This is a genomic window from Rahnella sp. BCC 1045, assembly GCF_019049615.1.
GTDB classification, from domain to species: domain Bacteria; phylum Pseudomonadota; class Gammaproteobacteria; order Enterobacterales; family Enterobacteriaceae; genus Rahnella; species Rahnella contaminans.
The window spans coordinates 1-19,361 of the sequence record NZ_JAFMOZ010000076.1; the positions used below are offsets into that span (position 1 = coordinate 1).

Here is a 19,361-nt window from a genome sequence, read left to right on the forward strand (position 1 = left end):
GCCTGCTAAATAAAGAAAAAATGAATCACCGCCTGATGGCTCCATTATATAAAATTTCTGACAGTTATTTTTTTGCTCCTGCGCGCGGTCAGAGAACTGATACAATTATCAAAAACCCAAACTGCAATAACTATTGTGTGGTAGATGCAAAATATTATGCAGCCAAAAACATACAAACCTCACCACAGCTAGCCGACATTGTTAAGCAATTTTATTATTCCGAAGCTGTAAAATTAATTGAGCCGAGCGCAAAAATTATCAGTAGTGTTTTTGTATTTCCTGGTAAATCAGGTAATATAGAATCCATCCATATGGCCAAAAAAGAAAATAAAAAAAATTATGATTCATTTGATTGCCTAGATGATAACTACTCGCCAATAATCTGCATTTATCAGGACCCCATTGAGTTAATCATGCATTATGCCTCTACGAAAAAACTCATCAGTTTAAGTTCGAAAATCGTTGAATTGTGTAGTTAAACGTCCTTGCAAACATCCTTAATTTTAATAAGCGAAAGTTTAAAATAATCCTCAATAAGATGAATTTCACGTAAACATTATGTTCAGTCTAATGAGATACTCCTTCCAAAAACCAAAGCAAATCCCTGTAAATTCATCCAGTCTATTTCCTTAGCATCCGATGAAGAATAAGCTCTCCTCACTGCGGCAAAATCCGCAACCGGAATTGGCGTTCCGGATCCCCAATCGTGCTTGAGTTCGCGTAAACAGCGTTTCTCATTGGCACAGGCCTTACTCACCCTTAATATGGTGGCTCGGGCGAGGCAACCGTAAGGTTGGCCGATAAAGATTGGGATCGGTACGCCAACTTCGCCCGAGCTACCACCAGAGTTTGGCGTCTCTGTTGGTAGTGTGAATTACACCCAATGGAGTTACTGAAATGGAAAATATCTTCTCAAATATCTGCTTAATCAACACCTCCGCACAGGAGGCAGTCCATGTCTGACCTTTATGACAATACACAGCTGGAACTCGAAGAGATCGTCGATCAATGCCGGGCGCTGGCTTATGCCATCGTGACGCTGGATAACGCGCAGGCCAAAGACTTGCTGGGGTTTATTCTTTGTGAGCGATTAGAGGTGCTGAATCTGGCACTGGAACTGCCGTTTACCGATGATGACATCGTTGTAGAGGAAGAGCCGCTGGCGGCATAACTCTGGGATTCAGGGCATAAAAAAGCCAGCGCATTTCGGCGCTGGCAATTGAAAACACGAGGCAATCGGTAATTAGAAATCGTAGAACACGGTCACCCAGGTCTGATCCGGTTCGCCGTCGGTGGAATGCGCCAGTGTGCGTTCTACATAAACTGACAGGCCGTAACCGATCGTGGTGCCCGCACCGAAATAGGTGTGGTTTGCATGGAAATCTTCGCCGCCTTTCAGCTGCAGGGAATCGGCTGCAACGTAAGGTTGAATAGATTTCAGGAACGGTTTGTCGATATTAAAGGTATAACCGACGAAACCTTCAACGCCGTAGCCGCTGCCCGCAAAGTAATGATCCACCGGATTGGCGCGCGTGCTTGGCACAAAGTCTTTGTAATAACTGCCGGTTCCGACGATATACCAGTTACCCGGCTGCCAGGTTAGCGCAGTACCGGAAAGCTGCTGGTGATAATCTTTTTCATTATATTGATTATCTTTAACCGTCGCGTCGGTCACACTATAAGCTGCGCTCCAAACTAAATCTTTGGTCAGCTTATAATCGAAACCTAAACCACCGCCATTATTACGACGGTAATATTGATTTTCACCGGCAGCGATTTGATCTTCCGGCAGCAAATAGTTTGCATATAACGTCAGAGGACCAAAGTCGTTAGTATATTTAATACTGTTCTTTGGTTTATTGGCACCGTCGTAGTTGCCGTTAATACCAATACCTGTACCGCCCGCGTGACCATCGTTATCCCAGACGTCGCTTTTAATCCCGACGACGGAATAATAAATCCCGTACTGGTGGCCGTAGGTTAATGTGCCGTAACGGTCGTCTTTAAACCCGGCATATAACTGACGCTGAGTATCGCGGCGTGCGCCTTCTTCATAGTGCCCGTCCATGCCCAGAAGGTGCGCCATGTCCACACCCAGCTCATAGTAAGCGATAATGGAGGTGTCTTGCGTCAGTTTATAATCACCACGGAAACGGAAACGTGTACCGCCGTCATGACCATTTTTATAATAGCCCGGCTCTTCGCCGTTATTGAAAATCCACTCAGGACGAATACTCCCGCCCACCTGTAAACTTAACGGTGCCAGCAAAGAATTACTCTGAGGATTTTTATCTAAAACAGTAATCTCGGCCTGCGCACTTGCCGATAAAGCCGACAGCACGACACCGCCAATTAACATTGACGCTTTTAAATTGTTCATTATTACCCTGTCATTATTATTTATGTGATGTGTGAGCGGTCTTGCGCCGCGTATAAATAATTAACATAGGTAAGACGGGCGACAAAGTGAAAATTCAGAAAGTTCCCTATAAGAAAAAGATATATACGGATTAATAATTCGACATTATTATTTTAAAATGTAACGCCAAAAAACAAAATGTATACTTTAGTGCAAATAACATCCGGATTGCCTGTAATACAATCAAATGTAAATTCAACGGTATTCAGATTCGAAATATTTAATAACAATTATCGGATAAAAATAGCACCTATAATTAAATCATGCCTGCGTGACAATTACATTACGTTATAACCACTTTATATCATTATTGTGATCACCGTTATAATCCCTGCTGACAGAATAATATTTTGCAAAGCCTGTTATTTATTAATCGATTTCATTTTTTATTTCTTTAATGCCTTTTTGATGAGGGGAAATGCACGGTTTGGTGGATTTCAGGCAGGTCTGATAAATGAGGTTCAAAGCACAAAAAAGGGTTCCTCCGTACCGGCAGAAACCCTTTTATCACTTTCGGTGTTATCAGCTCACCGACACTTTCCGGCGGCGTTTATCGAGGTCTTTGATGAGTTTATTCACCTGATCGTCAGCAAACATTTCTTCAAGAGTGCAGGAAAGTTTGCGGCGCCAGTTCGGGTACTCATCGCTGGTGCCGGGGACGTTGACCGGCGCGTCCATGTCGAGCCAGTCTTCCGGTTGCAGGCCGAGTAGCGCACAGGCACTGTCGGCGACGTAGCGTTGCAGGCCGCGGTTGAGCACCGGCGTCATTTCCATTAATGCGGCTTTGTGTCCGGTTTTCTTCGGGATGCAGTCGTAATGATGCAACCCGTCGAGCAGCCCCTGACGCGCCCGCGCACGGTCGGCGTACAGTTCCTGTAAAACGTCTTCGTCACGGTAAAGCCCGAGCGTTTTACCGAGCGCCAGATCGTCGCTTTGCCAGTAACCGCGCAGCGTCGGCAGGTCGTGCGTAGTGATGGTTGCCATCGCCTGAACCGGGTACGACTGCGGCGCACGGAAGTTGTTTTCCTCATCGCGCTCGAAATACAGCACTTTGTAGGAATACACACCGCCCTCGCGCAGCTTGCTGACGATCTCCACCGGCACGGTGCCCAGATCTTCGCCGATAACCATGCAGCGGTGGCGCTGACTTTCCAGCGCCAGAATCGCCAGCAGATCGTCTACCGGATATTGCACATATGCGCCTTTATCCGCCGTTTCTCCGGCCGGGATCCACCACAATCGCAGCAGCGTCATCACATGATCGATACGCAACGCGCCGCAACTGGTCATGTTCGAACGCAGCAAATCGATAAACGGCTGATAGCCGCGCTTCACCATCACATGCGGATCCATCGGGCGCAGATCCCAGTTCTGTCCGAGCGGCCCGAGAATGTCCGGCGGCGCGCCGACCGAGGCTTTCAGGCAATACAGCTCGCCGTCGCCCCAGGTTTCAGAACCGCCTTCGACGACGCCCACCGCTAAATCGCGGTATAACCCCATCGGCATGTCCTGCTGCTGGCTGGTGCGATAACAGTTTTCGAACTGGATTTCAGCCAGCCATTGCAGCCACAGATAAAACTCCACATCTTCAGCGTGTTGCTCGCAGAATGCGCGAACAGCCGGGCCACGGGCATCGTGATATTTTTCCGGCCAGCGGTTCCAGCCGAGCGCGACATCCGTTTCTTTCGCCAGATGCTCATACAGCGCATCAAACGCCGCCTGCAAATACAGGCTTTCGCCGCCCTGTTTCACGAAACTGGCCAGCGATTTCACCTGCGGATCCTGCGTTTTTCGGCCACGAAAATGCGTATACGCCAGCCGTAAACCTTCGAGTTTCAGCGGCATCACGTCGGCGTAATCCACCCATTCACTGGCGCGGACGGCCTGCAAACGCTGCTGCGTCAGCGGCTGGTTCCACCAGATTTGGGCTTCCTGACTCTGCTTAAAATCGTCTACCGCGCTGACGTCGATATAAATGACGTTCAGCCAGCGGCGCGAAGACGGGCTGTACGGGCTGGCCGCCACGGGGTTTGCCGGATACAGCGCGTGAATCGGATTGAGCCCGACAAAAGCGCCGCCGCGCCGGGCGACATTTTCGAGCATCAGGTTGAGATCGCCGAAATCGCCGATGCCCCAGTTATTTTCTGAGCGCAGCGTATAAAGCTGCACGCAGGCGCCCCACAGTTTTTTACCGGCCAGCAAGGCGTCCGGTTCATAGCAACGTTTCGGGGCGACAATCACCCGGCAATCCCACTGCTGCGCGTCCTGCGTCAGCGTCAGCTGGTGATAACCGGCGGGAATTTTCCCCGGCAGCGCCAGCGTCATTTTGCCGCTGATACGCCCCTGCTGAGTTGCGCCGTTTTCCAGCTGCAACGTCCAGCCGAATTCACCTTCTCCGCTGACCGGCAGCGCCAGACGGCTGCCGGAGACAAAGACTTTGACCGGCGGAACCGGTGTTGCAGCCGGACGATGCCCGGCCTTCCAGCCCATAGCTGACAAGAGGTCGCGCTTGGTTTCCGGTGCGATGGCCTGCTGCTTGCCATGTGCATTAATGAAACCAGAGGAAATACCCGCCTCCCTGGCGGCCTGCTCCAGTACTTTGTTCTCCATGCGGGCTCCTTAACGTTTCGCCTGCCAGATCCGCTGCTGATAATCGCGAATCGATCGGTCGGAACTGAACATCCCGACGCGGGCAGTATTGAGAATAGTTTTGCGCGTCCACTCGTCCTGATCACGGTACAGTGCGTCGACTTTTTGCTGTGCCGCGCAGTAATCCGCGAAGTCCGCCAGCACCAGATACGGGTCACCGCCGCCGAGCAGGCTGTCGAGCATCAGGCTGAACGCCTGTTTGTCGCCGTTGCTGAAGAAGCCGTTTTCCAGCTCTTTCAGGATCTTATCCAGATGCTTGTCTTTCTTACGGATTTTGAGCGGATCGTAGCCTTTGGCCTGCAACGCTTTCACCTGATCGACGGTATTGCCGAAGATGAAGATATTCTCTTCGCCGACCTGTTCCGCAATCTCGACGTTTGCGCCATCGAGCGTGCCGACGGTCATCGCGCCATTCAGCGCCAGCTTCATGTTGCCGGTGCCGGAAGCTTCTTTCCCGGCAGTAGAAATCTGCTCAGAAACGTCTGCCGCCGGGATCATCAGCTCCGCCACCGACACGCGGTAATCCGGGATAAACACCACTTTGATGCGGTCGCGAACCAGCGGGTCGTTATTCACTTTTTCAGCCACCTGATTGATGGCGTAGATAATATTTTTCGCCAGGTAATAACCCGGTGCGGCTTTCGCGCCGAACAGGAACACACGAGGCACCATGTCCATTTCCGGGTTATCACGCAACTGGCGGTACAGCGAAAGAATGTGCAGCAGGTTCAGGTGCTGACGTTTGTACTCGTGCAGGCGCTTGATCTGCACGTCGAAAATCGCGTCCGGGTTCAGCGTCAGGCCCATCGTGTGTTTGACGTACTCCGCCAGACGCACCTTGTTTGCGCGCTTAATCTGCTGATAACGCTGGCAGAACGCCGTATCTTCAGCGGAACTTTCCAGCCCTTTCAGCGCGTCCAGATTGTTCACCCATTCAGTTTTCAGAGTGTCATCAATCAGCGCGGACAGCGCCGGATTACACTGTTTTACCCAGCGGCGCGGCGTGATGCCGTTGGTGACGTTGTGGAATTTGTTCGGCCACAGCTGGTGATATTCCGGGAACAGATCTTTGACCACCAGCTCGGAATGCAGTGCTGCAACGCCGTTCACCGCAAAACCGCTGACCACGCACAGATTAGCCATGCGCACCTGTTTGTTCTGATGAACTGAAAGTTTTTCCCACACCGCTTTGTCGCCCGGCCACTGTTTTTCGACCACTTTTTTGAAGCGCGCGTTAATGGCTTTGATCAGCGAGAAGTGGCGGGGCAACAGGCTGCGGACCAGTTTTTCATCCCAGCATTCGAGCGCTTCCGGCATCAGAGTATGGTTGGTGTAAGCGAACGTCTGGCTGGTGATGGCCCATGCGGCGTCCCAGTCCAGCTGATGTTCATCCAGCAAAATGCGCAGCAGTTCAGGGATAGCGATCGTCGGATGCGTATCGTTTAGCTGAATCACTTCGAACTTCGGCAGATCCTGAATTTTGCGGCCCAGGAAATGGTGGCGGCGCAGAACATCGGCCACCGAGCACGCGCACTGGAAATACTGCTGCATCAGGCGCAGGCGCTTACCCGCTTCGTGGTTGTCATTCGGATACAGCACTTTGGTCAGTTTAGCGGCATCGATGCCTTTCTGTTCCGCTTTAAGGAATTCGCCGTCGTTAAATAAGGTCAGGTCAAAAGGATGCACGTCGGTGGCCTGCCACAAACGCAGTGGCTGCGTAACACCATTTTTATAGCCGACTACCGGCAAATCCCAGGCTTCGCCGCGCAGGGAAAACGCCGGATGCCATTGCTCGGTGCCCAGCTCATTTTTGACCAACTTGCCGCCAAACTGAACGTCCACGGACAACGCGCTGTTGTGGGTAAACCACGGGTAGCTTTCGCGGTGCCAGTTATCCGGCGCTTCCTGCTGCTGGCCTTCGCTGAATGACTGACGGAATAAGCCATACTGATAGTTCAGGCCGTAGCCGGTCGCCGGTTGCCCGACGGTCGCCATCGAATCGAGGAAACAGGCCGCCAGACGCCCTAATCCGCCATTACCCAGCGCCGGATCGGTTTCCTGTTCCAGCACATCGGCCAGTTCAACGCCCTGCTCTTTCAGTGCCTGGTTGACGGTTTCATACCAGCCGAGATTAATCAGGTTATTCGCGGTCAGACGCCCGATCAGGAATTCCATCGAAATGTAGTTAACGTGCCGTTGCGGCTGTTTCGTCGCTTTCGGCGCGGGTTGCGCGCTGAGTTGTTCTGACAGTGCGGCGCTGGTGGCCTGCCACCACTGATGTGGCGTCATGTCCTGCGCCTGCTGTAAACCGAATCCCTGCCACTGGCGTTTTAGCGCGGCTAAAAACTGCGTCTTATCCAAAGTCACCTGCATCACATGCCTCTTTATCCGGGAATTTGTGGGAAAAGTTTTAGGTTGATAATCACTATGCTGAAGCTTCTCCGGAAGAGCAGCATCATCCCGCCAAAGATTAGGCAGGGAGGAGAAACGGGGCGTAGCCGGATGAGACGGGCGCTCAGAGGGAAGGGCTGAAAATTTGTATTAAGAAGTGTGATGCAGAGCAACTTAACGACATGTAAAAACGTAACATTCTTGCAATCAATGTTTCAAAGGAGGACTTTAGAAAAAGTGATTAATTACACGCTGTGAAATAAAGATCGCCCCTCTGTTCACCGTCAAAAGAATCGTAAAAAATGCTGATCCCTTCGAAATTGAGCCGCCCGGTGCGGCAGCAAAATACAGTGGTTCGCGATCGTCTGCTGACGAAGCTGGCGACTGCGCCAAATTACCGTCTGACCCTGGTCGCCAGCCCGGCAGGCTATGGGAAAACGACGCTGGTGGCGCACTGGGCAGCGGGAAAAAGCGATCTCGGCTGGTACTCTCTTGATGAAAGCGATAATCAGCCAGAGCGTTTTGCCAGCTATCTGATTGCGGCCGTGCAGCACGCCTGCGGCGGCCATTGCGTGAAAAGTGAGGCACTGAGCCAGAAGCATCAGTACGCGAGTTTGTCCGCACTGTTCGCTCAGCTGTTCGTGGAACTTTCCGACTGGCACCGCCCGCTTTTGCTGGTGATCGACGATTATCACCTCATTTGCAACGATGCAATCCACGAAGGGATGCGTTTCTTCCTGCGTCATCAGCCGGAAAATATGTCTCTGGTGGTGCTTTCACGCACCCTGCCGCCGCTGGGCATCGCCAATATGCGTGTGCGCGAGCAACTGCTCGAACTCAATGCCTCGCATCTGGCGTTTACACACCCGGAAACGCAGCAGTTTTTCGATAACCGCCTTAAAGATCCGATTGATCAGGCTGACAGCAGCCGCCTGTGCGATGACGTCGCAGGCTGGGCCACGGCGTTGCAGCTGATTGCGCTCTCGGCGCGCCAGTCGGCCACCTCTTCGCAACAATCGACGCAGCAATCGGCGCGCAAACTGGCCGGCCTGAACGCCAGCCATTTATCCGAATATCTGGCGGACGAAGTGCTGGATCGCGTTGATGCGCCAACCCGTGATTTCCTGCTGCGCTGTTCGTTGCTGCGTTCGATGAACGACGCCCTGATTGTGCGGCTGACCGGAGGCGACAACGGTCAGCAACGGCTGGAAGAGCTGGAGCGTCAGGGGTTGTTTATTCACCGTATGGATGACACCGGCGAATGGTTTAACTTCCACCCGCTGTTTGCCACTTTTTTGCGTCAGCGCTGCCAGTGGGAACTGGCAACCGAGCTGCCGCAGATTCACCGCGCGGCCGCCGAAGGCTGGCTGGCTCAGGGTTTCCCGGCCGAAGCCATCCATCATGCGCTGGGCGCGGAAGACACCGATATGTTGCGCGATATTCTGCTGCAACATGCCTGGGCGTTGTTTAATCAGAGCGAACTGGCGCTGCTGGAAGAGTGCCTCGCCGCACTGCCTTACGACCGTCTGATTCAGAATCCAAAACTGGTTCTGTTGCAGGCCTGGCTGGCACAAAGTCAGCACCGTTATGCCGAAGTGGAAGCGCTTCTGGCGCGTGCTGAAAGCGAAATGCAGCAGCGCAATATCGTGATGGAACAGGATCTGACGGCAGAATTTGATGCCTTGCGTGCGCAGGTGGCGATCAACGATGGCCGTCAGGATGAGGCCGAAAAACTGGCCGCCGACGCCCTGCGTTTCCTGCCGTATGAAAGCTACTACAGCCGCATTGTTGCCACGTCGGTGACGGGCGAAATCCAGCACTGCAAAGGTGATTTAACCCGTGCGCTGCCGCTGATGCAGCAAACCGAACAAATCGCGCGGCGCTACGAGGCCTATCACTACGCCTTATGGGCGCTGCTGCAACAGAGCGAAATTCTGATTGCTCAGGGCTTTTTGCAGGCCGCATTTGAAATGCAGGATCGTGCTTTTGAACTGGTGCGTGAACAGCATCTTGAACAGCTGCCGATGCATGAATTTTTACTGCGTCTGCGTTCGCAATTGTTGTGGTCGTGGTCCCGTCTCGATGATGCCGAAGACGCGGCGCGTCAGGGGCTGGACGTGCTGACCAACTTCCAGCCACAGCAGCAATTGCAGTGTCTGGCGATGCTGGCGAAATGCTCTCTGGCACGCGGTCAGCTCGACAATGCGCATCATCATTTGCAGCGTTGTGAAAGCCTGCTCAAAACCGGCCAGTATCACATCGACTGGATGACCAATACCGATAAGCCGCGGGTGATTTACTGGCAGATGATCGGAGATAAAACCGCCGCGCGGCAGTGGCTGCAACAGGCGCGTAAACCGGACATGGCGGACAACCATTTCCAGCAGGGTCAGTGGCGTAATATTGCCCGCGTGCAGATTTTGCTGGAACAGTTTGATGAAGCCGAAGTGGTGCTCGACGAGCTGAATCAGAACGCCCGTCAGCTGCGCCTGACCAGCGATCTGAACCGTAACCTGTTGCTGAGTAACCTGCTTTACTGGCACACCGGGCGCAAAAGTGACGCGCAGCGCGTATTGATTGAAGCGCTCGGGCTGGCAAACCGCACCGGATTTGTCAGCCATTTCGTGATTGAAGGGGAAATGATGGCGCAACAGCTGCGTCAGCTGATTCAGCTCAATCTGTTGCCGGAGCTGGAACAGCGCCGTGCGCAGCAAATCTTGCGGGAAATTAATCAGCACCATCGCCATAAATTTGCGCACTTCGACGAAGGTTTCGTGAATAAATTGCTGACCCATCCGCAGGTGCCGGAGCTCATCCGCACCAGCCCGCTGACCCAACGTGAATGGCAGGTGCTCGGGTTAATTTATTCCGGCTACAGCAATGATCAGATTGCCGGCGAGCTGGACGTTGCCTCCACCACCATCAAAACGCATATCCGCAATTTGTACCAAAAACTGGGCGTCGCCCACCGTCAGGAAGCCGTTCAGCAGGCTCAGCATCTGCTGCAAGTCATGGGCTACGGCGCCTGAAATCCCTTCATTCCCACTTTTCATAACACACCGACTATTTATGGCGGTGTGTTATGCCTATTTTGCATTAGTACAGGCGAACATTTTTTGCTCACGACGAAAAAGCGGTGATATAATGTGACCGTCGTCACATTATTTAACTTCACCATTTTCTTCAGTAAAGCCCATTGCCAACCAGCGGTAGCAGCCTTCAGGCTGATTTGGCTTCGTGCAAACGGCTGTAGTGAGTAAGGATTTATATCGATGGGTACTTTAACTGCCGGATTCATCATGATGCGCTGGGAACTGCTGAGCGCCTTTTTAATGTTCTGCACCAGCCAGCTTAATATTGTTTGCCGCCAGTCCAGCCGGAATACCATGGCGTTTGTTTGCAGTGGTATCGGCCTCACCGTCACCTGTTTCTTCGTGATGAGCCTGATGGGAATGAGCTATAACGCCGTGGCGATTGCTCAGTTCTGGTCCACGACGAAAGAGGTGTTCTTTGACGTCATGAGCAAAACCCCTACCGATATGTCTTACTACTATTAATCTTATTCTCTGATCGGTATTTACGATTTAAAGAGGGCAGAACGTCATGTTCTGCCCTCTTTATTTCGCCTTTTCTTTCACCCTGCCGCGATTTTGTTGCTTATTTGCGCACCGTTCCCTCATCTAATCCTAAATTTTAAAATTTGCGGGATGCATCGACTGTCTTTTTGTACCTATCTGCATGATTACCTGTAAATTGCGCACTGTCCCGAAGGATAAAAAGATAATGTGCGAACGCCCTAAACTATTCATTGCTAATAGTTGAACGGTCGTATTAGATTCTCACACTATACTTTTCCCAGAATGATCATTGTTTTGTTTGCTTCAGGCTGCTGAATTTCCACTATTTTGGCACCCCTGCTTATGGCTGAAGGAATTCCGATGAATACGCATCACGTGCTTGGCGCGTTAGTGTTACTGGTAAGCTCTGCCTCGTCACTCGCCGTTGAAACAACGGGTATCCCGCAGGATCAGGTAAAAGAACGCAACGCGTTCATTGCCGATCTGATGAAGAAAATGACCCTTGATGAAAAAATTGGTCAGCTGAATCTGGTCACCGTTGGTCCGGATTATAAAAAAGAAGCCATCATGGCGGATATCCAGGCCGGTAAAGTCGGCGGGGTATTTAATACGGTCACGAAGCCAGACATCCGCCGTATGCAGGATGAAGTCAAAAACAGCCGTCTGAAAATTCCTCCTTTTTATGCCTATGACGTTGTCCACGGACAGCGCACGATTTTCCCGATAAGCCTTGGCCTCGCCGCCAGCTGGGATATGCAGGCCGTCTTCACCAGCGCACATATCGCTGCCGTGGAAACCGCCGCCGATGGCCTGAACATGACCTTCGCGCCGATGGTGGATATCACCCGTGATCCGCGCTGGGGCCGTGTGTCCGAAGGCTTTGGCGAGGACACTTATCTGACCTCACGCCTCGCGCACGAAATGGTCACCGGCTTCCAGGGCAAAGATCCCTCTGCACCCGATGCCGTCATGGCTAATGTGAAACACTACGCGCTCTACGGCGCGGTCGAAGGTGGCCGCGAGTACAACACCGTCGACATGAGCCTGACCCGCATGTTCAACGATTACATGCCGCCGTACAAAGCCGCAATTGATGCCGGTGCCGGTGGTGTGATGGTTGCGCTCAACAGCGTTAACGGGATCCCGGCAACGTCCAATACCTGGCTGCTGAAAGACATTCTGCGCGATGAGTGGCAGTTTAAAGGCCTGACCGTCAGCGATCATGGCGCGATTGGCGGGCTGGTGAAGCATGGCGTGGCCGAAGACGATCGCCAGGCCGCCGCAATGGCGCTGAAAGCGGGCGTGGATATGGACATGGCCGACAACATGTACGGTAAGTATCTGAAAGGATTACTCGCCGACGGTCTGGTCAGCCAGCAGGATATCGATCGCGCCGTGCGTGACGTGCTGGCCGCCAAATGGGACATGGGCCTGTTTGTCGATGAGTACCGCCATTTAGGGCCACAGTCGAGCGACCCGGCCGACACCAATGCCGAAAGCCGCCTGCACCGCAGCGAAGCGCGCGAAGTCGCACGCACTTCTCTGGTTCTGCTGAAAAATAACAACCAGACATTGCCGCTGGCGAAGAAAGGCACCATCGCCGTGGTCGGTGCGCTGGCTGACAGCAAACGTGACGTGATGGGCAGCTGGTCTGCCGCCGGTAAAGCCGATCAGGCCGTGACCGTATTGCAGGGCATGAAAGATGTGCTCGGCGATAAAGGCACCGTTCTCTACGCGCGCGGGGCGAATGTCACCGACGATCAGGCAATGGTCGATTTCCTCAATTCCTACGAAAAACAGGTGATCAACGACCCGAGAAAACCACAGGACATGATCGACGAAGCGGTGAAAACTGCTGAGAAAGCCGATGTCGTGGTGGCCGTGGTCGGTGAAGCACAGGGCATGGCGCACGAGGCTTCCAGCCGTTCTGAGCTGAACATTCCGCAAAGCCAGCGCGACCTGCTGAAAGCCCTGAAAGCCACCGGAAAACCGCTGGTTATCGTGCTGATGAATGGTCGCCCTCTGACGCTGACGTGGGAAAACGAAATCTCTGATGCGATGCTGGAAACCTGGTTCAGCGGTACCGAAGGCGGCCATGCGATCGCCGACGTTCTGTTTGGCGATTACAACCCGTCAGGCAAACTGCCGATGACTTTCCCGCGCGCTGTCGGCCAGATTCCTTTGTATTACAGCTTCCTGAATACCGGGCGTCCGTTTAATCCGCAGCATCCGGACAAATACACCACCCGCTATTTTGATATCACCAATGGTCCGCTGTTCCCGTTTGGCTATGGCCTGAGCTACACCCGTTTCAGCGTGTCTGACGTGAGTTTGTCTTCTACCACCATGGATGCCAAACACCCGCTGACCGCCAGCGTGACGGTGAAAAACACCGGTAAAGTCAGCGGCGCAACGGTGGTTCAGCTGTATCTTCAGGACGTCGCGGCTTCAATCAGCCGCCCGGTTAAAGAGCTGAGGAATTTTGAAAAGATCACCCTGCAACCGGGTGAAGAGAAAATCGTTACATTTGCGATCAATGAAAAGGATTTACGTTTCTTCAACGACAAGTTGAAATGGGCTTCTGAACCCGGAAAGTTCAACGTATTCGTAGGCTTAGATTCTCAGGACGTGAAACAAACCAGCTTCCTGCTGAAATGATTTTCCGGGCTCAGTTTGGAGCCCGGCGTGAAGTCTGAAATTGAGTCTCGCACAGGCGGGTTACCGGTTACGGCACCCGCCTCTTCTGAGCAGTAATTTCTGCCTGGCGACTGGATATCTAACCGACAGTTGCTAACCTTAAATTCAATGTGTTACGCGCCCTCGCCCTTTATCCGTTCGTTACGGAGCGTTGCGAATGTGCTGAACAGAGTAAGCTCCGTCTGTGCTGACTGTTGCCCTGTCGCCACACTGGCGGCGTATAGCGTTCTTTGCGGAGAAACATTTCATGGTCGATTCTCAAGATGCCTCCATTTTGTACCTACATTTCGGCACACCCCGCCCCTACTGGCGGCTGGGTTCCGACAGCAATGCACTGGAGCTGTCCGCTGAGAAAGGCATCGTCAACGTCGCGATTTCCCTGACCCAATGGCAGGCGGGAAAAATCAGGCAACTGACCGGGATCACCTCAAGTTTCACACTCGATATCACGCTGTTCGGATCTCCCGTTCGCCTGTATCTGGTGGGCCGCAAAATTGACAGCAAAGCCTGGGCAGGCACCGCGTCGGCTTATCAGGATACTGAATCCGTCGCGCACGATCTGGAAGTCGGCCTGACATTTGCCGAGCAGGTGGTGTCTGAGGCCAACTCGGTCATCGTGATTATCGATCAGGAAGGAAAAATCCATCGTTTCAACCGCTTAAGCGAAGAATATACTGGCCTGCGCGAAGAAGATGTCATCGGGCGCAGCGCCTATGACCTGTTTATGTCGATGGAAGAAGGTCTGGCGTCGCGCCAGAACATCAACGGTTTTTTTCAGCATCAGCAATCCTATGAAGTCGAACGCTGGATCAATACGGTTAAAGGTCAGCGGCTGTTCCTGTTTCGCAATAAATTTGTCCACAGCGGCAGCGGCAAACAGCAAAAATATCTCATTTGCTCCGGTTCCGACATTACCGATGAACGCAAGGCGCAGGAGCGTTTACGCGTTCTGGCCAACACCGATTTAGTCACCGGTTTCGCTAACCGCAACGCCTTGCAGGAATCGCTGGCAAAGGCGCTGAAAGAGCGCGGTGAGGACAAAGTCGGCCTGATTTATCTGGATCTGGATAACTTCAAAAAGGTCAACGACGCCTACGGGCATATGTTTGGCGATCATCTGCTGCGCGCGGTTTCAGATGCGATTCAGGATTGCCTGTCGCCCAACGATAAGCTCGCGCGTTTAGGCGGCGATGAATTCATTATTCTCAGCACGCATGCCGAAATCGACACGCTCGAAGCACTGAGCCAGCGCGTGTTGCGCCGTCTGGGCTTACCCTTCCGCATCGGGCTGATTGAAGTCTATACCGGCTGTTCCGGCGGCATTGCGATTTGCCCGGAACACGGCACTGACGGCGATACGCTGTTGCAAAACGCCGATACCGCCATGTATGTGGCAAAGGAAAAAGGCAAAAACGCGCACTGCGTTTTCTCGCCGGACATGAATGAAAAAGCCTCAGAATACATGTGGCTGGATACCCATCTGCGTAAAGCGCTGGCCGTAAAGGATCAGCTGGTTTTGCACTATCAGCCGAAAGTCTCGCTTTATGGCACCGTGCAAAGCGTGGAAGCGCTGCTGCGCTGGAATTCGCCGGAACGCGGGCTGATCCAGCCGCAAAGCTTTATCCCTTACGCCGAAGAATCCGGCCTGATTACTCCCATCGGAAAATGGGTCATTGAAACGGCGACGCGTCAGGCGACAGAATGGCAAAAAAAAGGTCTGAACCTGCGCGTTGCGGTGAATCTTTCCGGACGCCAGCTTAACAACGGTTCCTTCATCACCACGCTGTCTGATGCGATGAAAAAAGCCGGAATGAAAGGCTGTATGCTTGATTTCGAGCTGACGGAAAGCTGCCTGGTGGAAGATGAAAGCGCTGCCGTCACCATGATTAATCAGCTGCATAAATTGGGTGCGCAAGTGCATCTGGATGATTTCGGTACAGGTTATTCCTCGCTGTCGCAACTGGCGCGTATTCCGCTCGACTGCATCAAGCTGGATCAGAGTTTTATTCGTGGAATCAATGACAATCCGGTTTCACAGGCACTGGTCCGGGCTATTGTCGCGGTGGCAAAAACACTGCAACTGACGGTGGTCGCGGAAGGTGTGGAAACGGCTGAAGAAGAAAAGCTGGTGGATGAAATCGGTGTGGACAGCAAACAGGGCTTTCTTTACGCCAAGCCAATGCCCGCGATTGAGCTGGAGCACTGGCTTGAGGAAAAAAGAGTTGCTTCACCCAATGTTTTTAAACATAAAGCAAAACAGAAATAGCGCCAGTGACGGGCTGCTTCTGTCTGTTATTAACCGGTTTTACGCAATGATGCGGTGTGCCGGTTTTGCAGCATGACCAGACGCTCCATATAACTCAGATCCTTCTCCTCCAGCGTAAATGCGGCATCCACCCAATCTTCCGTAATATCCATCAGCTCTGAACGGGACAGCTGCAACACGCGCTGACGCGCCCGGATCATCGCCCTGATCCCGTTGAGTTTTGGCCTCAGGACATCCATGAAAGTACGCGTGGCGTTGAAGCCTTCGCCGGGCTGGAACAAAACATCCACCAGACCGCGGCTTTCAAACCACTCCGCCGTATGCGATTCGCCGGTGGAAATCAGCTCCTCCGCCAGTTTCATTCCGGCCTTGCGCGATACCAGCGAGTAACCGCCCATTCCCGGAAACAGGTTGAACGCAATTTCCGGGAACCCCATGCGCGCGGTGTTCTGCGCAAGAACGTAATGATGCGCCAGCGCCGCCTCGAATCCGCCGCCCAGCGCGGTGCCTTCGATCATCGACAAGCTGATTGCGCCAACATCAAAGCCCCGCGCCGCCGCATGGACACAATCAACACAAGCGCGGGCATACGAACGTAAGGCCTCACGTTTGTTATTGATGATGGCTTCAACAAAGAAACTCAGATCCCCCCCCACGTTGTACATATTGGGCACAAGCGATCCGGTCACCCAAAAATCAAAACGCAGCCCCGATGCCTTCGCGGCGTAAGTCAGCGTCATGATGTCTTCAATAAGCTCCTGATTAAAACAAGGACGTGGATAAGACCTGAGCATCATCCACATGACATTACGGCCCTCTTCATAATAGGCTGCAATCTGGGACAAATGCCCGGCTTCGGTAAACGGGCGGCAGGCTGTATGGTCATTAAGATTCATAGTATATATCCAGGTTAGAAATGAATTTTTAGGGTGAAGCAGCTCCAGCCTAGTCCAGCTCTAACCCGAACTGAATCGATTCGAGATCCTTTTATAAAAATAATCCTAGTCGTAACAACTCAGGAAAAAAATGTTAAAAATAAACAACCTGCGCATAATCAATATTGTGTAAAAACAAAGAAATATTTATTTTATCTGCTACAACCTGGTGTTTACCGGTCGCCTTAATAACCCGGCTAATTAAAGAGCCCACCTTAATAATATACGCAATAGTTAATTAACTCTCAGCGAGAGCCTCAGAGTGACGCCTATCACAATCATTGCGCGCTAACTTTCCAATTGCCCTGCCAGACGCTAAATTGAAATTATCTCATCCGACCACTTAAGAGAATTCCATGACTGAACGCGCGTTGCCGTTTTATCCGCACCTGCTGGCGCCCCTGGATTTAGGTTTTACACAGCTGAAAAACCGCGTGCTGATGGGGTCCATGCACACCGGCCTTGAAGAGCTGGAAGACGGGCCGGAACGTCTGGCGGCCTTTTATGCCGAACGCGCGGCGGCGGGCGTCGGGCTGATTGTCACCGGCGGGATTTCACCGAATGCCCGGGGCGTCGTTTATCACGGCGGTTCGGTTCTGGCGGAGCAGGAACACATCACGCATCACCGCGTGGTGACGCAGGCCGTTCACGACGCGGGCGGTAAAATTGCGCTGCAAATCCTGCACGCCGGCCGTTACAGCTATCAGCCTCACCCCGTCGCGCCGTCTGCCCTTCAGGCGCCGATTAACCGCTTTACGCCGCATGCCCTGAGCGAAGATGAAATTGAATCGACGCTGGAGGATTTCGCCCGCTGCGCCAGTCTGGCGAAAGAATCTGGCTACGACGGCGTGGAAATCATGGGCTCAGAAGGCTATCTGATTAATCAGTTTCTCACCGTCCGCACCAATCAGCGCACCGACCGCTGGGGCGGCAGCGTGGAAAACAGAATGCGTTTCGCCACGGAAGCCGTCCGGCGTGTGCGTCAGATTTGCGGTGAGGAATTCATCATTATTTACCGCTTATCGATGCTGGATCTGGTGGAGGAAGGCTCGGACTGGCAGGAAGTCGAAATGCTGGCGCAGCGCATCGAACAGGCCGGGGCCAGCATTATCAATACCGGCATCGGCTGGCACGAGGCACGTATTCCGACCATCGCCACAATGGTGCCGCGCGGCGCATTCAGTTGGGTGACGCAAAAACTCATGGGCAGAGTCAGCATCCCGCTCATCACTACTAACCGCATCAACGACCCTGACGTCGCGGAGAAAATTCTCGCCGAAGGCTGCGCCGATATGGTCTCAATGGCGCGCCCGTTCCTCGCCGATCCGGCATTTGTTGAGAAAGCCGCGCAAGGCCGTGCGGACGAAATCAACACCTGCATCGGTTGCAATCAGGCCTGTCTGGATCAGATTTTTGCCGGCGAAGTGACATCCTGCCTGGTGAATCCGCGCGCCTGCCACGAAACACAAATGCCGGTCCTACGTGCGCAGCATTTCAAACGCCTGGCCGTGGTCGGCTCTGGCCCGGCCGGTCTGGCCTTTGCGACAACTGCCGCCAGCCGCGGGCATCAAGTCACGCTGTTTGACGCCAATACTGAAATCGGCGGCCAGTTTAACGTCGCCAAACAAATCCCCGGCAAAGAAGAGTTTTATCAGACTCTGCGTTACTACTCGCGCCAGCTGACACTGCTGGGCGTCACACTGCGCCTCGGTGAAACCGTGAATGCCAGCCAGCTAAACGGTTATGACGAAGTGATCCTCGCCTGCGGAATTTCGCCGCGCCTGCCGGACATACCGGGGATCAATCATCCGCGCGTACTGACTTATCTCGACGTCCTGCGCGATAAAAAACCGGTCGGCCAGCGGGTGGCGATTATCGGCGCAGGCGGGATTGGTTTTGATACCGCCGAGTACCTCATCCACAACGCCCCTTCACCGAGCCTGAGCAGCAGCACGTTCAGCCAAGAATGGGGCATTGATCAGACACTGACGCATCGCGGCGGCCTTGCGCCACAAGGCCCGCAGCCGGAACCTGCCGCGCGCGATATTGTTTTGCTGCAACGTAAATCCACCAAAGTCGGCGCAGGACTGGGCAAAACCACCGGCTGGATCCACCGCGCCAGCCTGTTACAGCGCGGCGTAAAAATGCAAAGCGGCGTCAGTTACGAACGCATTGATGATGCGGGTTTGCACCTCATCATGAATGGCGAACCGGTGTGTCTGGAAGTGGATAACATCGTTATCTGCGCCGGACAGGAGCCGCAGCGCGCGCTGTATCAGCCGTTGTTGGACGCCGGAAAAACCGTGCATCTGATTGGCGGCGCGGACGTCGCGGTAGAGCTGGATGCGCGGCGCGCTATCGGTCAGGGAACGAAACTGGCACTCGAGATCTGAACGAATATTCAGCCCCTATGAAAAAGCCGCGAG

11 protein-coding genes are annotated in these 19,361 nt (G+C 53.2%); 7 read left to right on the forward strand and 4 right to left on the reverse strand.

Annotated elements, in window-relative coordinates; genetic code table 11:
• The coding region (locus J1782_RS01385) for an LlaJI family restriction endonuclease (protein WP_217152215.1) at positions 1-479 on the forward strand (479 nt) is incomplete at its 5' end.
• A 476-nt stretch (positions 480-955) separates the two neighbouring features.
• Complete coding sequence (locus J1782_RS01390) at positions 956-1,171, forward strand: hypothetical protein (protein ID WP_104923446.1); 216 nt, start codon at positions 956-958, stop codon at positions 1,169-1,171.
• A 72-nt stretch (positions 1,172-1,243) separates the two neighbouring features.
• Here the strand turns inward: J1782_RS01390 and J1782_RS01395 are convergent, their stop codons facing one another.
• From J1782_RS01395 to malP, 3 genes are all read right to left on the reverse strand, one after another.
• Positions 1,244-2,380 (reverse strand): porin, encoded by a 1,137-nt coding sequence (locus tag J1782_RS01395; protein WP_152325238.1) that lies wholly within the window; start codon positions 2,378-2,380, stop codon positions 1,244-1,246.
• Between the two features lie 561 nt (positions 2,381-2,941).
• Positions 2,942-5,029, reverse strand: a complete 2,088-nt coding sequence (gene malQ, locus J1782_RS01400; RefSeq protein ID WP_165058897.1) for a 4-alpha-glucanotransferase — start codon at positions 5,027-5,029, stop codon at positions 2,942-2,944.
• A 9-nt stretch (positions 5,030-5,038) separates the two neighbouring features.
• Positions 5,039-7,441: a maltodextrin phosphorylase gene (malP, locus tag J1782_RS01405; protein ID WP_208951552.1), complete on the reverse strand. Its 2,403-nt coding sequence runs from the start codon at positions 7,439-7,441 to the stop codon at positions 5,039-5,041.
• A gap of 320 nt (positions 7,442-7,761) precedes the next feature.
• On the opposite strand from malP, the gene malT reads away from it, so the two are divergent.
• From malT to pdeR, 4 genes are all read left to right on the forward strand, one after another.
• Positions 7,762-10,488: an HTH-type transcriptional regulator MalT gene (malT, locus tag J1782_RS01410; RefSeq protein WP_152325241.1), complete on the forward strand. Its 2,727-nt coding sequence runs from the start codon at positions 7,762-7,764 to the stop codon at positions 10,486-10,488.
• A gap of 243 nt (positions 10,489-10,731) precedes the next feature.
• Positions 10,732-11,016 carry a YjcB family protein gene (locus tag J1782_RS01415; RefSeq protein WP_152325242.1) on the forward strand — a complete coding sequence of 95 codons (285 nt, stop codon included), beginning with the start codon at positions 10,732-10,734 and terminating at the stop codon, positions 11,014-11,016.
• A gap of 381 nt (positions 11,017-11,397) precedes the next feature.
• The gene (gene bglX, locus J1782_RS01420) at positions 11,398-13,695 is read left to right on the forward strand and encodes a beta-glucosidase BglX (RefSeq protein ID WP_217152216.1); all 2,298 of its coding nucleotides are present in this window, start codon (positions 11,398-11,400) and stop codon (positions 13,693-13,695) included.
• Positions 13,696-13,981: 286 nt separating this feature from the next.
• Complete coding sequence (pdeR, locus tag J1782_RS01425; RefSeq protein WP_152325244.1) at positions 13,982-16,000, forward strand: cyclic di-GMP phosphodiesterase; 2,019 nt, start codon at positions 13,982-13,984, stop codon at positions 15,998-16,000.
• Positions 16,001-16,029: 29 nt separating this feature from the next.
• On the opposite strand, the gene J1782_RS01430 is transcribed toward pdeR, so the two are convergent.
• Positions 16,030-16,896, reverse strand: a complete 867-nt coding sequence (locus J1782_RS01430) for a crotonase/enoyl-CoA hydratase family protein (protein ID WP_152325245.1) — start codon at positions 16,894-16,896, stop codon at positions 16,030-16,032.
• A gap of 395 nt (positions 16,897-17,291) precedes the next feature.
• Here J1782_RS01430 and J1782_RS01435 point away from each other — a divergent pair, with 395 nt between their 5' ends.
• Entirely contained in the window at positions 17,292-19,328 is a 2,037-nt protein-coding gene (locus J1782_RS01435; RefSeq protein WP_217152217.1) for an NADPH-dependent 2,4-dienoyl-CoA reductase, read from the forward strand.
• Positions 19,329-19,361: the final 33 nt, after the last annotated feature.

What these genes read in the sequence shown, in the direction of transcription:
- pdeR (WP_152325244.1), top strand. Translation starts at nt 13,982, where the DNA reads ATGGTCGATTCTCAAGATGCCTCCATTTTGTACCTACATTTCGGCACA.
- J1782_RS01415 (WP_152325242.1), top strand. Translation starts at nt 10,732, where the DNA reads ATGGGTACTTTAACTGCCGGATTCATCATGATGCGCTGGGAACTGCTG.
- J1782_RS01390 (WP_104923446.1), top strand. Translation starts at nt 956, where the DNA reads ATGTCTGACCTTTATGACAATACACAGCTGGAACTCGAAGAGATCGTC.
- malP (WP_208951552.1), bottom strand. Translation starts at nt 7,441, where the DNA reads ATGCAGGTGACTTTGGATAAGACGCAGTTTTTAGCCGCGCTAAAACGC.
- bglX (WP_217152216.1), top strand. Translation starts at nt 11,398, where the DNA reads ATGAATACGCATCACGTGCTTGGCGCGTTAGTGTTACTGGTAAGCTCT.
- malQ (WP_165058897.1), bottom strand. Translation starts at nt 5,029, where the DNA reads ATGGAGAACAAAGTACTGGAGCAGGCCGCCAGGGAGGCGGGTATTTCC.
- J1782_RS01435 (WP_217152217.1), top strand. Translation starts at nt 17,292, where the DNA reads ATGACTGAACGCGCGTTGCCGTTTTATCCGCACCTGCTGGCGCCCCTG.
- J1782_RS01430 (WP_152325245.1), bottom strand. Translation starts at nt 16,896, where the DNA reads ATGAATCTTAATGACCATACAGCCTGCCGCCCGTTTACCGAAGCCGGG.
- J1782_RS01395 (WP_152325238.1), bottom strand. Translation starts at nt 2,380, where the DNA reads ATGAACAATTTAAAAGCGTCAATGTTAATTGGCGGTGTCGTGCTGTCG.
- malT (WP_152325241.1), top strand. Translation starts at nt 7,762, where the DNA reads ATGCTGATCCCTTCGAAATTGAGCCGCCCGGTGCGGCAGCAAAATACA.